The organism is Rhodopila sp. (assembly GCF_965277165.1).
Taxonomy (GTDB): domain Bacteria; phylum Pseudomonadota; class Alphaproteobacteria; order Acetobacterales; family Acetobacteraceae; genus Rhodopila.
In genome coordinates, this window is record NZ_CBDICE010000005.1 from 1167368 (window position 1) to 1182527 (window position 15160).

Sequence of the window (15160 nt, forward strand, 5' to 3'; positions counted from 1 at the left end):
GATGGGAAGCCCCATGTCCCGGCCAAGCCGCCATCTCGGCGGCCGGCAAGGAGACCTGCCGTGGACCGACACCAAGCCGACCATCACGACCATGCCGCGTCACCGGCCACGCCGGCGCGGCGCCAGCGGCTGTCGCAAACAACCCGACTGGCGCCACCGACCCGACTGGCGCCACCGACGCGGCTGGCGTGACCGACCCGGCTGGCGTGACCGACCCGGCTGGCGTGACCGACCCGGTCTGCGGGATGCGGGTCGACCCGGCAACGTCGAGGCATCGCTTGCAGCATGGGAGAACCACATTTCACTTCTGCGGCGCCGGATGTCGCGAAAAATTCGCCGCCGACCCGGCCCGGTTTCTGACCCAAGAACCGGCATCGTCGCCAGCCCCGGCGGTCCCTGGGGCGCTCTACACCTGCCCGATGCACCCGCAGATCCGCCAACCCGGTCCGGGAAGCTGCCCGATCTGCGGCATGGCGCTGGAACCGCTGCAGCCGACCGCCGAGGCGCCGCCGAACCACGAACTGATCGACATGACCCGCCGCTTCCGGATCGGCCTGGTGCTGGCCGCGCCGGTATTTGTGCTGGAGATGGGCGCCCATATCCCCGGCCTCGGCCTGCATGACCTGATCCCGCCGCGGATTTCGATATGGATCCAGTTCTTCCTGTCCACCCCGGTCGTGCTGTGGGCCGGCTGGCCGTTTTTCCAGCGCGGCTGGGCGTCAGTGGTCAGCCGCAACCTGAACATGTTTTCGCTGATCGCCCTGGGCACCGGCGCCGCCTACATCTACAGCCTGGCCGCGACGTTCGCGCCCGGACTGTTCCCCGCCGGCTTCCGCGGCGCCGACGGCAGCGTCGCGGTCTATTACGAGGCCGCCGCCGTCATCACCGTCCTGGTCCTGCTCGGCCAGGTGCTGGAACTGCGCGCCCGCGAGCGCACCGGCGACGCCATTCGCGGCCTGCTCAACCTGGTGCCCAAGACCGCCCGGCGCGTGGCCGATACCGGTGGGGACGAGGAAATCCCGATCGATCAGGTCAGGCCCGGCGACCGGCTGAGGGTGCGCCCCGGCGACGCTATCCCGGTGGACGGCGAGGTGCTGGAAGGGTCCAGCGCGGTGGACGAATCCATCGTCACCGGCGAATCGACGCCCGTCACCAGGCGGCTCGGCGAAAAATTGATCGGTGGCAGCGTGAACGGTACCGGCGCGCTGATCATGCGGGCCGAAAAGCTCGGCTCCGATACCATGCTGTCGCGCATCGTCGCCATGGTCGCCGAGGCTCAGCGCAGCAGAGCACCGATTCAGCGGCTGGCCGATAGCGTGGCCGGATGGTTCGTGCCGGCGGTGCTATCCGTAGCCGTGCTGGCATTCGCCGCCTGGGCGATCTGGGGCCCGGCGCCGTCGCTGGCCTACGCCCTGGTCGCCGCCGTCTCGGTCGTCATCATCGCCTGCCCCTGCGCGCTGGGCCTGGCGACGCCAATGTCGATCGGCGTCGGCGTCGGCAAGGGCGCCGCGGCCGGGGTGCTGGTCAGATCGGCCGAAGCTCTGGAGCGGCTGGAACGGGTCGATACCATCGTGATCGACAAGACCGGCACCCTGACCGAGGGCAAACCCAGGGTCACCGATGTCGTCACCGCGCCGGGGATCGAGCGCGACGACCTGCTGGCGCTGGCGGCGAGCCTGGAACGCGGCAGCGAGCACCCGTTGGCCGCGGCCATCGTGGCCGCGGCGGTCGATCTGAGTATCAGCGAGGCCACCGACTTCGCCTCGGTCACCGGCAAGGGCGTTACCGGCCGCGTCGGCGACCGCCGGGTGGCGTTGGGCAATGCCGCCTTGATGGCCGACCAGGGCGTGACTTTGGGTGAGCTTGAAGCGCGCGCCGAGACGCTGCGCCGGCACGGCGCCACCGCCCTGTTCGCCGCCGTCGATGGCCGGGCCGCCGGTGTCATCGCCATCGCCGACCCGATCAAGCCGACCACCCAGGCCGCCATCGACGCGCTGAAAAGCAGCGGCATCCACGTCGTGATGCTGACCGGTGACAACCGCACGACCGCCGATGCGGTGGCGCGCAGCCTGGGCATCGCCGACGTCCACGCCGAGGTGTTGCCCGCCGACAAGAACCGTATTGTCCGGCAACTGAAGGCGGAGCACAAAATCGTCGCTATGGCCGGCGACGGGGTCAACGATGCCCCGGCGCTGGCCGAGGCCGATGTCGGCATCGCCATGGGCACCGGCACCGAGGTCGCCATCCAGAGCGCCGGCATCACCCTGTTAGGCGGCGATCTGGCGGCGATCGCGCGTGCCCGACGCCTGAGCGCCATGACCATGCGAAATATCCGCCAGAACCTCGGCTTCGCGTTTGCCTACAACACCGTCGGCATCCCGATTGCCGCCGGGGTTCTCTACCCGGCCTTCGGTATCCTGCTCAGTCCGGTGGTTGCCGCCCTGGCGATGTCGCTGAGTTCGGTGTCGGTCATCGCCAACGCCCTTCGCCTGCGGGCCGCCGCGCTGTGACCGTCCGGCTTGCTCGTTCTGTTTGGAAGGAATCAATATGAAGACAACGCTCTATGCCGCACTTGGGCTGGTGATGGCAGCGACGGTCGCTGCGACCGCTCAGCCGACGGCTGCTCCGTCTGGGGCCGCAACGATGACGTCGCCGGCGGCCGGCGAGACCAGCCCGGCATCCAAGGCCTTCAAGGCTGCCGACGAGAAGATGATGCGCGGCATGATGCAACCGATGACCGGCGATGCCGACCGCGACTTCGCCGCCGGGATGCTGCCGCATCATCAGGGCGCGGTGGACATGGCGAAGGTCGAACTGCGATACGGCAAGGATCCGGAGATGCTGGCCCTTGCCAAAAACATCGTGGCGACGCAGCAGAAAGAAATCGCGCAGATGCAGGCATGGCAGGCCAGGCACGCCGCCGCCCACTGAGTTCCGGCAGGCCAGGCGCGGTTCCGCCTCGCGCGCCGTTGCGGGGTTACCTCGCCCGCCTCGGCATTCCCGCGATGTCGCACTTGCTTTAGACAAGCGGGATGAACACGTCCGATGCCGTGCCCGGCGCCTTATCCCACGCGCCACTTCGCGCCGGCACCCGCGGGTCGCCGCTGGCGCTGGTGCAGACGCGGGGTTTTCTGCATCTGCTCGCCGCGGTCCCGAACGCGCCGCCGGGACAGGAGGTGATCGTCGCCACCACCGGCGATGCGGTGCAGGACCGCCCGTTGGCCGACATCGGCGGCAAGGGCCTGTTCGCCAAGGAGATCCACGAGGCGTTACTGGATCGCCGCATCGACTGCGCCGTGCACAGCCTGAAGGACCTGGAAACCGAGCTTCCCGCCGGCATCGTGCTGGGCTGCGTGCTGACCCGGGAGGATGCGCGCGACGTGCTGATCCTCGGCGATAGCTGCGGGGCGCCCGATCCCGCCGACCCGCTGGCGGCGCTGCCGCGTGGCGCACTGGTCGGCACGTCCTCGGTGCGCCGTCAGGCCCAGTTGCTGCACCTGCGGCCCGACCTGCGTGTCAGTTCGATCCGCGGCAACGTGCAGACCCGATTGCGCAAGCTGCGCGAGGGAATCTGCCAGGCCAGCCTGCTTGCCCTGGCCGGGCTGAACCGGCTGGGGGTCGAGATTGCCGGCGCCGTCACGCTGGATCCGGCGATCATGGTTCCGTCGGCTGCCCAAGGTGTGGTCGGCATCACCGTCCGTGCCGACGATGCCGCGCTGCTTGATCTGCTCGCCGCCATCGAGGACCCCACCTCGCGCGCCACGGCCACGGCCGAACGGGCCGTGCTGGCGGCGCTCGACGGGTCCTGCCGGACACCGATCGGCGCCTATGCCCGGTTGCTGGCGGACGACAGCCTGACGCTGACCGCGGTCGTCGCCCGCGCCGACGGATCGTATCTGCTGAAACGGAGCGTGACGGGCCATCCGACCGACGCCCTGCGCATCGGCGCCGACCTGGGAGCCGGTCTGCGAGCCGATGCGCCCGCCGATGTTTTCGCCGGCTGACCGGCACTGATCGACAGCCGCACTCCGTCAATCAATAGCTGCCGGACTACCGCGCAGCGGTTCGTGAACGGTCTTCGTTACTCATGCGCCAACACCCAGTCGTTGATGAAGCTGGCCAGGCCGTTGGCGTGAAAATCTCGCTTGAGCGCGGCTGCGTCGTAGTCCTCCCGCACCCAGTCCAGGAATGGCTGGCGAGCCTCTCCCTCGCGCTGGAAGCGCAGAAAGAAGGCATCCAGGATGCCGGTCCTGGCCTGCCTGACGTGACCGAAACGCCACGACAATTGGCGCAGCGCATCAGCCGCGCGACCGCCCTCGAACAGCACGATCAGCCCGGCGGCGAGCCCGGCCCGGTCGGCGCCGGACTTGCAGTGCATGATCGCCGGTGTTCGCATGGATCGGTAGATATCATGAAAACGCAGGATGCGCTCGCGCTGCGGCGCGCCGCGGCTGTCGAACGCCATGTCATGAAAATCCAGACCGAGCGCGCGCGCCGCCTCGCGTGACAGTGCATCGGAACCGCTCTGGGTCTTGCCGCGCAGGTTGACAAGGGTGCGCAGGCCGAGCCGCCGCGTCATCCGGCGCAACCGTGGCGGAGTCGGGTGGTTGCAGCGGTAGATCTTGCCGGGAACCACCGTGGCCAGATTGCCCCACGCCAGGCGGAACACCGCGTGGTCGACGAACAGCGAGTCGATCCAGGCCACGGTTCGGCCCTTGCCGGTGGTCAGGTCGCCGTTGAAGATGGAGTCCATGCGGGTTCGCGCCAAGCCTTCGGAAAGCGCATATGCGCATGGGCGGCGGCGCGGGGCAATCAAGGCCATGTTCGCGCATGGAGGCCGAACGGTCAGGCGCCCCGGTCGCCGATTTGGCGCGCCGACCTCTTTGCGCTGAAGTCCCACACGTGGTTGCGCCGGACGATCATGACGTTAGAACAAGAAAACGTCGGGCACCTGGCGTGCGGCGCTTCCTGTGCCTGTGCGATCTGGTACCAGGCTAGTACCTCCTGTCATTGATTTCGCGGCCATTCTTCGAATCGATAGTTCCGCAACGACGGAGATGCTTCGTGATCGCGGAACGACTTGCTGGAAAAAGGTATGTGGTGAAGCTCAGCGAAGAGGAGCGGGATCGCCTCAACACGCTGATCCACGCGGGCAACCACCCGGCCCGGCAACTGACCCGGGCCCGCATTCTGTTGAAGGCCGACAGCGCGCAAGCGGGCGACGGCTGGAGCGACAGACAAATCGCAACAGCCCTCGATACCAGCGTCGACACGGTCGCACGGACCCGCCAGCAAATGGTGGAAGAGGGGTTCGAGGCCGTTCTGGTCCGCAAGCATTCCCCAGCCTCGGCCAGACCGCGCATTTTCGACGGAGCCGCCGAGGCTAAACTGATCGCGCTGGCTTGTTCCGACCCGCCGAAGGGTCGCAAGCGGTGGACGCTACAACTCCTTGAAGAGCACGTTGTCGAACTGAAGATCGTCGACCGCGCCAGCGACAACACGATCGGGCGGACGCTAAAAAAAACCTCCTTAAGCCGCATCTACAAAAGCAATGGGTGATCCCGCCGGACGCCAACGCCGCCTTTGTAGCCGGAATGGAGGACGTTCTTGAGGTTTATCAGAGGCCGCACGATCCAGAGTATCCTGTGGTCTGCGTGGACGAGACCTCGAAACAATTGGTCGCCGAAACGCGTGTAGCCATCGCTGGCAGGCCTGGGCAACCGGCACGCTACGATTACGAGTATAAGCGTAATGGAACCGCTAATCTGTTCATGATCTTCGCCCCCCTGGAAGGCTGGCGCCATGTCGAGGTGACAGATCGCCACACGGCCGTGGATTATGCTCAGATCCTCAAAGCCATAGCCGACATGAATTTTCCGAAGGCGAAGAAAATCGTGCTGATGCAAGACAATCTCAATACCCACAAGCCGGCGTCGCTCTACGAGGCTTTTCCCGCCGCAGAGGCCCGCCGGCTGGTGGAGCGGTTCGAATGGCACTACACGCCAAAGCACGGCAGTTGGCTGGATATGGCTGAATCCGAGCTCAGCGCCTTGTCGGGTCAGTGCCTCGATCGGCGGATCGCGGACAAGCAAACTCTGACCGAGGAAGTCGCCGCATGGGAGGGCAGCCGTAACAAGAAACATGTCAAAGCCGACTGGCAGTTCACCACCGCCGATGCCCGCGTCAAGCTGAAGCGGTTGTACCCCGCACTATGAACGACTCGAAGTACTAGGCCGCCGGCGTACGGGGCTTGCGGCGGTCGGCGGCCACCTGACGGGCGACCCCGCGTCGCTCGCTGAAGTAGGTTCGATCGATCTGCCTGGCACCACAGGATTCATACAATTTGCGGGCTGCCTTGTTGGCTGAATCAGTGGTCCATTCGACCGCGGAGAAGCCCTCAGTGACCGCCAGGCGCGTCGCCGCCGTGACCAGCATCCGTCCCACATTGCGCCGTCGCACCGCCTTCGCCACATACAGGTCGCGGATATACAGCGCCTTGGTCAAGGCATATGCCGGAAAAGTAACGTTCATTACCAGCGAGCCGACGACTGCATCGCCGGCGGTCGCGATCAGCACACGCGGGTCGAATGCGCCGGTAGGCGGCTTGCACATCAACGCCGCCGCCTCGGTCGCCACAGGATCCGGCACCGGGCAGTTGTAGTGCGACTGCATCTCGAAGAAATGCGCCGCCAGCGCCGCGATGTCGGCCTCACCGGGGCGGCGGACCACGATATCTGGCGAGCCGGCCGGGTCGATATCGGTCGAGACGTCGCTTGGGTGCGCGGCGGTGCGCGGCAATGACTGATCGTACATCCGACTGACCCTCGTTACAGGGGACGCCGCGTGGGGCGGGCGCCGTGCTGACCAAACCGATACCATATTATAACGTATGGCCTGCGCCGGGCACAAGCGGAAGCTCACCGGGACGCCAGAGCGAAAGGCTATTCCTGTGGGCTCATGATGCCTCGCCGACCCGCCGCATCCAGGCCCCGGCCATCGCCACCGCATCGCGCGCCTTGGCAACCGAACCGGTCGCGCGCAGGAAGCCGTGCACGACCCCGGCGAAGGTCTCGGTTTCAACCGCCACCCCGGCGGCGCGCAGCTTGGCCACCAGCGCCTCGCCCTCGGATCGCAGCACGTCCAGTTCCGCCAGCAGCACCATCACCGGCGGCAGCCCGGCCAGATCCGCCCGCAACGGCGCCGCCAGCGGGTGCAGCCGGTCGATGTCGTGCGGCACATAGACGCTCCAGTAGAACGCCATCCGCTCGGTGTTCAGCCCGAACCCTCCGGCGCCGAATTCCTGATAGCTGAACGTATCGAACCGAGCATCGCTGACCGGATAGTTCGCCAGCACGCCGGCGAGGGCCGGGCCGCCGGTATCGCGCAGCAGCAGCGCCGTCGCCAGCGCCAGGTTGCCGCCGGCCGAATCCCCACCCGCGAACACCCGCGTCGGGTCCAGCCCCCACTCCGCGCCATGTTGGCGGACCCACCGCACCACCGCGGCGCATTCCTCCAGCGCCTGAGGAAACTTCGCTTCCGGGGACAGCGCGTAATCCACGCTGACCACCGCCACCGGGCCGGCCGCGGCGTATTCCCGCGTCATCCGGTCGTGAGTATCCACGTTCGCCCACACCCAGCCGCCGCCATGGAAATACACCAGCGTCGGAATCACCCGATCGGTCACCGGCCGGAACACGCGGCAAAAAATCCGCCGTCCCCGAGCCTCGACAAAGCGATCCGCGGTGTCCGCCATCACCGGGCCGTCGACCGCCGTTCGCAGTCCGAGAAGATCGTTGACCCGGCGATGCGGCGCCAGCGGAAGCTCCGCCCTGACCGCCGGATAGGCCGCCGCTGCCTGCTCTTGTTCAGCGGTGAAAGCGGCCATCTCGGGGTCCCAGCGCGATCGATCCGACATTGTGTTCGCCCTCCGTGAAGCTGCGACCCGCAGACGATAGCGCATTTCGCAACTTGCCAACGACCCCTACCGTGACCTTATGCCCGCGCGCGACAGTATCGGAGCCGCATGACCGTTCCTCGCCTCCATACCGCCGGCCGGTTCGATCCGGCCGCGCTGTTCCGACCTGGATCCGTCGCCGTGATCGGCGCGGATGCCGGTGCCGGTGCCCAGATCCTCGCCAACCTCGTGCTCGGCGGCTTTAGCGGTGAGATTCACACAACGCTGGTCAAGGACGTCTCGCTCGCGGTGCTGGCCGTTCCGCCGGATCAGATCGGGCCGCGGATCACCGCGCTGGCCCAGGCCAACTGCTTCGCCGCCATCGTCCCCGGTGCTGCCGATGACCTCGCCCGCCACGCCGCCCGCACCGCAGTCGGAATCCTTGGACCGTATTCCTTCGGCCTCGCGGTGCCCAGCCTGCGGCTGAACGCCAGCCGATCCCACATTGCCCCGCCACCGGGGCGCCTGGCGCTGATCTCGCAATCCTCGGCGCTTTGCCGGACGGTGATTGACTGGGCCGGACCGAATGGGGTCGGGTTCAGCCATATCGTCGGTCTTGGCGGCAATGCAGGGATCGGCTTCGGCGCCACCCTGGACTGGCTGTCGCGCGATCCCGGCACCGGCGCCATCCTGCTCGACATCCGCCGCATCAAAAACCATCGCCTATTCCTGTCCGCCGCCCGCGCTGCGGCCCGGCTGCGCCCAGTGGTTGCCCTGCGCGCCGGGCTGCGGATGCTGGACGATGACGGCGAAGCCGACTTGTCGTTCGAGGCGGCGCTGCGCCGCGCCGGCGTGCTCTCGGTCAAGCGGCTGGAGAACCTGCTGGCCGCCGCCGAGACCTTGTCGCGCGCCAAACCGGCCCGCCGCGACACGTTGGCGATCGTCAGCAACGCCATCGGCGCCGGACGCCTGGCGGCCGACAGCGTCCTGCGCCAGGGTCTGCAACTGGGTCCGGATCAGGCCATCACCTCGGTCGCCTCGGCCGACCTGGCCGCAACCGCCTTTGCGTTGACGGCGCGGCCCGATATCGGCGGCGTATTGGCCGTCCACGCCCCGCAAGGCGCCCCGGATGCAACCGCCATCGCCAGGCTGTGCGAAGCACCAGGCACGCTGTCGGCACCGCTGCTGGTCTGCGCCATGGGCGAAACCACCGGCGCGGCGCATCGCATCGCCCTGGCGCGAGCAGGCCTGCCGGTGTTCGCCACCCCCGACCAGGCGGTGCAAGGCTTCGATCACTTGGTGCGCGACCGCCGCAACCGCGAGGCCGCCCGCGAAATGCCGCCCAGCTCCGTGCTCGACCTGACCCCGGACCGGCGCCGCGTGCGCCGCATTTTGGACCAGGCCCGTGCGCAGGACCGGCTGGCGCTGACCCAGGACCAAGCGCTCGACGTCCTGGCCGCCTACGGCATCCAGACAGTCCCCACCCGTGTCGCGGGCAGTGCCCAGGATGCAGCCGCGGCCGCGCAGGTGGTCAGATTTCCCGCCGTGGTCAAGCTGCGCGACAGCGCGCCGCCGGCCGATCGCCCGCCTGCCAGCCTGGTGTTCGATCTGCACGACGCAGCCGCGGTTATCACCGCCGCCCAGGCTTTGGCGGCTCGGCACAAGGCGAACACCGAACTGCTGGTCCAGCATTGCGTCGGCCGGGCGCGGGAATTCGCGGCCAGGGTCGCCGATGATGCGACGTTCGGGCCGGCGATCAGCGTCGGTGCTGGGGGCACCACCGCCAATCCCGCTGACCGAGCGGTCGATCTGCCGCCGTTGAATTTGCCGCTGGCCGAGGCGCTGATCCAACGCTGCCGCAGCGGGGCGATGCTGGGGCTTCCGCTGCGCGATCGCCCCCCGGTCAGCAGCGACGGGCTCGCTGGGGTGTTGGTGCGGATCAGCCAAGTGATCGTCGACTTCCCCGAAATCGCCGTGCTGGAGACGCCGTCGCTATTCGTCGATGCCCGTGGGGTTATGGCGGTCGACGCCTGGATCAGGCTGCGCCGTGCGGACGAGCCGCAGCGGGGGCTGGCGATCGCTCCCTATCCGGCGGAATTGACCCAACATCGCCAGTTCGCGGCTGACCTCATCACCATCCGCCCGATCCGGCCAGAAGACGCCGCCGCCCACACCGCCTTCTTCTCAAGGCTGTCGACCGAGGACATCCGCTATCGTTTCTTCAGCGCGATGCGCCAACTTTCGCCGGAAATGACCGCTCGGCTGACCCAGGTCGATTACGATCGAGAGATGGCATTCATCGCCATCAAAGACGCCACCGGTGAAACCGTCGGCGTGACCCGCCTGGCCTGCGATCCGGACGGCGAGGCCGGTGAGTTCGCGGTGATCGTGCAGGCTGACATGAAGGGCCGCGGCCTGGCGTCGGATCTGATGCGGCGGCTGATCGACTGGGCGCGAAGCCGCGGGCTGAAGCGGGTGGTCGGACAGATCCTGGCCAACAATCATCCGATGCTGGCGTTCGTCCGCCAGCTCGGCTTCAGCCTGCACCGCCTGCCCGACGATCCCGAGATCATCGAGGCGACGCTGGCGCTTTGACGTTGGGACTTTGAAGATTACGATCGGTGGGAGTGGAACAGCCGGCGTCAGGCCAAGGCGGCCAAGAGCTGCCGACGCTTCAACGGCTGGCGGTCTCGCGGCCGGGTTGCGGTTTCGACGGCGGATTGGCAACGTGAACCTTGGCGTTATCAGCGAGGTTGGCGGGCGGGCTGAGCACCAGGTTTTCGCCGCCCTGCAGGCCGTCGCGCAGTTCGGCGGTGGTGCCGAAATCCCGGTAGATCGTGACTTTCTGGAAGTGAACCCGGCTATCGGCGCCCACCGTCGCGACCTGCAGCCCGGCGGCGTTGAACACCAGCGCGGCGTCCGGCACGACGATCGCCGGTGCCTGGCGCGGGATCGAGAATGCCACGTTGACGAAAAGCCCCGGGTGCAGCACGCCGCCTGGGTTGGCGACATCGACCTCGGTCAACATCGAGCGCGATGCTGCCTGCAGCGCCACGGCGCTGCGCGCAACGCTGCCGCGGAAGACGCGACCGGGCAGTTCCGGCACCGTGACCTGCGCCTCGACGCCGTCGTGAATGCCGATCGCGCTGCTTTGCGGAACATAGACCGCGATTCGCAGCACGTCGTCGCGGGCGATGCTGAACATCGGCGACCCGCCGCTGCTGTCCTGGGTCAGCAGGTCGCCCTTGTCGACGTTGCGCGCGGTGATAACGCCGGAGAACGGCGCCTTTACTTGCTCGAACGCGGTCAGTGCGGCCAGCCGGTCGACGGTGGCCTGCTGCGCCTTCAGATTGGCCAGGGCGACCGCGACTCCGGCCTCGGCGTTGTCGATGGCGGCGGTCTGGACCGAGAAATTGGCGGTGGCGTTGTCGGCGTTCTGCTTGGTTTCCCAACCCTGTCCGGCCAGCGTGGTTTCGCGGAACTTGGTCACGTTGGCCAGCTTGGCATTGGCCTGAGCAGACTGCACCTGGGCCTGCGCCTGCAGCACAGCGGCGCGGTTCTGGCCGAGTTGCGCCTCGGCCTGACGCAGTTGCTGATCGAGGTCGGGGGCGTCGATGCGCAGCAGCAGATCGCCGGCGTTGACCCGGCTGCCGATATCGACGCGGCGTTCGGCGACGTATCCGGTGGCGCGTGGATACAGATTGGCGACGTCGAACGCCTCGGTCTGGCCGGGCAGGGTCAGTTGCACTGGGGTATCGACCCGCTGGGCGGCGGCGGTGCGCACGTCGGGGACGAAATTCTCCTGCCGAGCCTGGGTTTCGGCGGCGTCGGCGTAGGTGCGCCAGTGCCGGTAGGCGCCGATCCCCAGCAGCAAGGCGACCGGGATCAGCACGTAGGCAATGACGCGCTTGCGCGGCGGCGGCGGCGGGTCGGTTGCGGTCATAGGTAATCTTCCAGCGGCTTGGCCTCGCCACGCCGCAACAACGCATAGAGGAACGGCACGAACAGCAGCGTCGAGCAGGTTCCAACGCCAATTCCACCAAGCACGGCGCGTGCCAGCGCTGCGTTTTGCTCGCTGCCTTCGCCCACACCGATCGCCATCGGCAGCAGGCCGACGAACATCGCCCCGGCGGTCATCAACACCGGCCGCAGCCTGGTCTCGCCGGCGGCGATGGCGGCTTCGGCGGCGGTAGACCCGTGGGTTTCGCGATGCTCGCGGGCAAAGGTGACCAGCAGGATGGAATTGGCCGAGGCGACGCCGACGCTCATGATGGCGCCCATCAGCGACGGGATCGAAAACGAGGTCTGGGTGATGAACAGGCTGGCGACGATGCCCGAAAACGCCAGCGGCAGCGCCGCGAGCACGACGAAGGGGTCGCCCCAGGTCTGGAAGTTGATCACCATCAGCAGGTAAACCGCAACCATGGCGACGATCAGGCCGATGCCGATGTGCAGGAATGCCTGATCCTTGCTTTGGATCTGACCGCGTATCGAGATCTTGTCCGGCGCCTGCAGTTGCTTTTGCTGATCGGCGGCGATGCGGTCGATATCGGCCTCGACGCCGCCCAGGTCGCGATCCTGCACTGCCGCGTAAACATCATAGGTCGGCTGAGTGTTGACGTGATTGGACACCGTCTGCTCGGTGCCGCGCTTCAGTGTGGCGACGTTAGACAGCATTTGCAGGGCGCGCGGTCCGGGGGCGGTCGCGGCGGATACCAGCAGCGGGGTGTTGGTGATCGAGGTGATATTGTCATTGCGGTATTCCGGGGTCTGCACCCAGACCTGGTAGGGGATCCCGGTTTGCGGATCGGCCCAGAAATTCGGGCTGACCTGGAAGCTGCCGCTGAGCGACACATTCAAGTCGGCGGCGACCTGCTGCTCGGTCAGGCCGAGTTCGGCGGCGCGCTGGCGATCGACCTGGACGAAGAATTCCGGCGCGTTGGTGATCTGCTGGATATGCACATCGACCGCCCCCCGGACATCGCGAAGCTTGGCGGCGATCGCCTGGGCGGTCTGCAGGTCCTTGCCGGGGTGACGGCCATTGACCTGCACGTCGATCTGCGACGGCACGCCGAAGTCCAGGATCTGGGTGATGATGTCGGCGGCTTCGAAGTAGAAGATCGCGTCCGGAAAACGCTGGTGCAGGATCGCGCGAAGTCGTTTCTGATAAGTAAAAGTTGAGTCGTGGCCGGGCTTCAGCGTGACCAGCACCTGGCCGTCGTTGTAGGCCACGAAGGTGCCATTGCCGAAAGCGAAATTATAGTTCGACGCCGGCAGGCCGATATTGTCGATGATATCGCCCAGTTGGTCGCGCGGCACCACCTGGCGGATGGTATCCTCGACTTTCTGGAACAGCACCTCGGCCTGTTCGATGCGCACGCCGGGCGGGGCGCGCACGTGCAGTGTCATCTGGCCGGCGTCGATCTGGGGGAAATAGTCGGTGCCGACGAAGCTGAAAAGAACAGCGGCGCCGGCGATGATCGACCCGGCCACGCCCAGGGTGATGAAGCGGTGGCCGATCACCGCGTGCAGCAGGCCGAAATAGAAGCGGTGGAAGCGAGTGAAGCCCCGCTCGAAGCTGGCGTGGATGCGGCCGAAAGTGCCCGTCGGGCTGGCATCGGGGTCGTGCCGCTCGTGGCGGACCTGCACGTCGATCAGGATCGGCACCAGGGTGCGCGACAGCACGTAGGACGCCAGCATGCCGAACACCACCGCCAGCGCCTGTGGGGTGAACAGGTATTTCGGCGCGTCGGTCAGGAAGGTGACAGAAACGAAGGCGCAGCAGATCGACAGAGTGGAGATCAGCGCCGGCTTGGCGATGCCGGCCGCGCCATGCACCACCGCGTGGCGGAAGTCCTTGCCTTCCTCCAGCAGCCGATAGGTGTTCTCGATCGCCACGGTGGCATCGTCGACCAGGATGCCGACGGCCAGCGCCAGGCCGCCCAGGGTCATGATGTTGACCGTTTCCCCTAGCGCGGCAAGGACCGCCAGCGAGGTCAGGATCGACAGCGGGATCGATACCAGAACGATCAGGGTCGAGCGCCAGGAACCGAGGAACAGCAGGATCATCAGTCCGGTCAGCCCGGCGGCGATGGCACCTTCGCGGATCACGTCGCTGATCGCGCCGGAGACGAACACCGACTGGTCGAACAGCGGGGTGATCTGCATGTCCTTCGGCGCCGCGGCGCGAATGCCCGGCAGCAGCGATTTCACCGTGTTGACCACCGACAGCGTCGAGGCGTTGCCGTTCTTCAGGATGGTCAGCAGCACGCCGCGCACACCATTCTCGCGCACGATGTTCTGCTGCGGAGGCCCGCCGTCGCGCACATAGGCGACGTCTCGCATCAGGATCGGCGAGCCGTTGACGACCTTGATCGGCACCTGGTTCAGGGCGGACACCGCCTCAGGCGTCGAATTGAGCCGGATGACGAACTGCTTGTCGCCGAACTTCGCCAGGCCGGATGGAACCGTGACGTTCTGCGCGGTCATCGCGCTGGTGACGTCCGCCGCGGTCAGCCCGTAGGCCTGCAAGGCATGGAGGTCGAGATCGACCATGATCTGGCGCGGCGCGCCGCCATAGGGCGACGGCAGTGTCGAACCCGGAACGGTAGTCAGGGTCTGGCGGACGCGGTATTGGCCGTAGTCGTACAGTTGGCGCTCGTTCTCCTGTTTCGAACTCAGCGCCAACTGGATCACCGGCACGGTCGAGGCGGAGAACCGCATCACCACCGGCGGATTGATGCCGGGCGGCAGCACGGCGCGGATCGAGTTGGTGGATGCGGTGACCTGGGACAGCGCGGTGTCGATGCTGACATCGGACTGGAAGTAGATCCGCGTGATGGTGACGCCCTGCAGCGTCGTGCTCTCCATGTCGCGGATGCCGTTGACGTTGTTGCTGAGCGCGAATTCCGTGTAGGTGGTGACCCGCTTTTCCATTTCAGGCGTGTCAAGGCCGGTGTAGGTCCAGACGATGGTCACCACCGGGATGTTGACCTCGGGCAGCACGTCCTTCGGCATCACGATGTAGCCGCCGATCCCGGCCAGCAGGATCAGGATCGACATCACATAGAACGTGATGCGGAACTTCAGCGCATATGTGACGAGACCCATCTGGCACCGGTATGTGGCGGCCTCGGCGCCGGGCGCAAGTGCTGCGGTGCAGCACAAGCCGAACGGCGGGCGTCGGCCTGGATTAAATCCTGTCCAGCACCGGGATTGTTGCGAACTGTAACGCCAGGGAGGCGGCCGCCGGATTGCGACGCCTGC

The 15160-nt window shown here is 66.9% G+C and carries 11 protein-coding genes; 6 read left to right on the top strand and 5 right to left on the bottom strand.

What is annotated here, in order from left to right:
- Positions 1–60: 60 nt before the first annotated feature.
- From ACQY4Y_RS06100 to hemC, 4 genes are all read left to right on the top strand, one after another.
- Complete coding sequence (locus tag ACQY4Y_RS06100; protein WP_428489661.1) at positions 61–192, top strand: hypothetical protein; 132 nt, start codon at positions 61–63, stop codon at positions 190–192.
- Positions 189–2510, top strand: a complete 2322-nt coding sequence (locus ACQY4Y_RS06105) for a heavy metal translocating P-type ATPase (RefSeq protein WP_428489662.1) — start codon at positions 189–191, stop codon at positions 2508–2510. Before ACQY4Y_RS06100 ends, ACQY4Y_RS06105 begins: the two co-directional genes overlap by 4 nt.
- 37 nt (positions 2511–2547) lie before the next feature.
- The gene (gene copM / locus ACQY4Y_RS06110) at positions 2548–2931 is read left to right on the top strand and encodes a CopM family metallochaperone (protein ID WP_428489663.1); all 384 of its coding nucleotides are present in this window, start codon (positions 2548–2550) and stop codon (positions 2929–2931) included.
- Positions 2932–3032: 101 nt separating this feature from the next.
- A complete protein-coding gene (gene hemC / locus ACQY4Y_RS06115) occupies positions 3033–4004 on the top strand; it encodes a hydroxymethylbilane synthase (protein WP_428489664.1) in 972 nt (323 codons plus the stop codon).
- A gap of 77 nt (positions 4005–4081) precedes the next feature.
- On the opposite strand, the gene ACQY4Y_RS06120 is transcribed toward hemC, so the two are convergent.
- Positions 4082–4744 carry a tyrosine-protein phosphatase gene (locus tag ACQY4Y_RS06120; protein WP_428490742.1) on the bottom strand — a complete coding sequence of 221 codons (663 nt, stop codon included), beginning with the start codon at positions 4742–4744 and terminating at the stop codon, positions 4082–4084.
- Positions 4745–5067: 323 nt separating this feature from the next.
- Here ACQY4Y_RS06120 and ACQY4Y_RS06125 point away from each other — a divergent pair.
- A protein-coding gene (locus ACQY4Y_RS06125; protein ID WP_428490713.1) for an IS630 family transposase occupies positions 5068–6215 on the top strand; the annotation gives its coding sequence in 2 pieces (ribosomal slippage) (positions 5068–5527 and positions 5527–6215; 1149 coding nt in all).
- Between the two features lie 13 nt (positions 6216–6228).
- Here ACQY4Y_RS06125 and ACQY4Y_RS06130 read toward each other — a convergent pair.
- The gene (locus tag ACQY4Y_RS06130; protein ID WP_428489665.1) at positions 6229–6813 is read right to left on the bottom strand and encodes an N-acetyltransferase family protein; all 585 of its coding nucleotides are present in this window, start codon (positions 6811–6813) and stop codon (positions 6229–6231) included.
- A gap of 142 nt (positions 6814–6955) precedes the next feature.
- The gene (locus ACQY4Y_RS06135) at positions 6956–7915 is read right to left on the bottom strand and encodes an alpha/beta hydrolase (RefSeq protein ID WP_428489666.1); all 960 of its coding nucleotides are present in this window, start codon (positions 7913–7915) and stop codon (positions 6956–6958) included.
- Positions 7916–8023: 108 nt separating this feature from the next.
- Between ACQY4Y_RS06135 and ACQY4Y_RS06140 the strand changes: the two genes are divergently transcribed.
- Complete coding sequence (locus ACQY4Y_RS06140; protein ID WP_428489667.1) at positions 8024–10489, top strand: GNAT family N-acetyltransferase; 2466 nt, start codon at positions 8024–8026, stop codon at positions 10487–10489.
- A gap of 79 nt (positions 10490–10568) precedes the next feature.
- Here ACQY4Y_RS06140 and ACQY4Y_RS06145 read toward each other — a convergent pair whose 3' ends face one another.
- On the bottom strand, positions 10569–11837 hold the full coding sequence (locus tag ACQY4Y_RS06145; RefSeq protein ID WP_428489668.1) for an efflux RND transporter periplasmic adaptor subunit: 1269 nt from the start codon (positions 11835–11837) through the stop codon (positions 10569–10571).
- Entirely contained in the window at positions 11834–15004 is a 3171-nt protein-coding gene (locus tag ACQY4Y_RS06150) for an efflux RND transporter permease subunit (protein ID WP_428489669.1), read from the bottom strand. The genes ACQY4Y_RS06145 and ACQY4Y_RS06150 overlap by 4 nt, the downstream gene beginning before the upstream one ends.
- Positions 15005–15160: the final 156 nt, after the last annotated feature.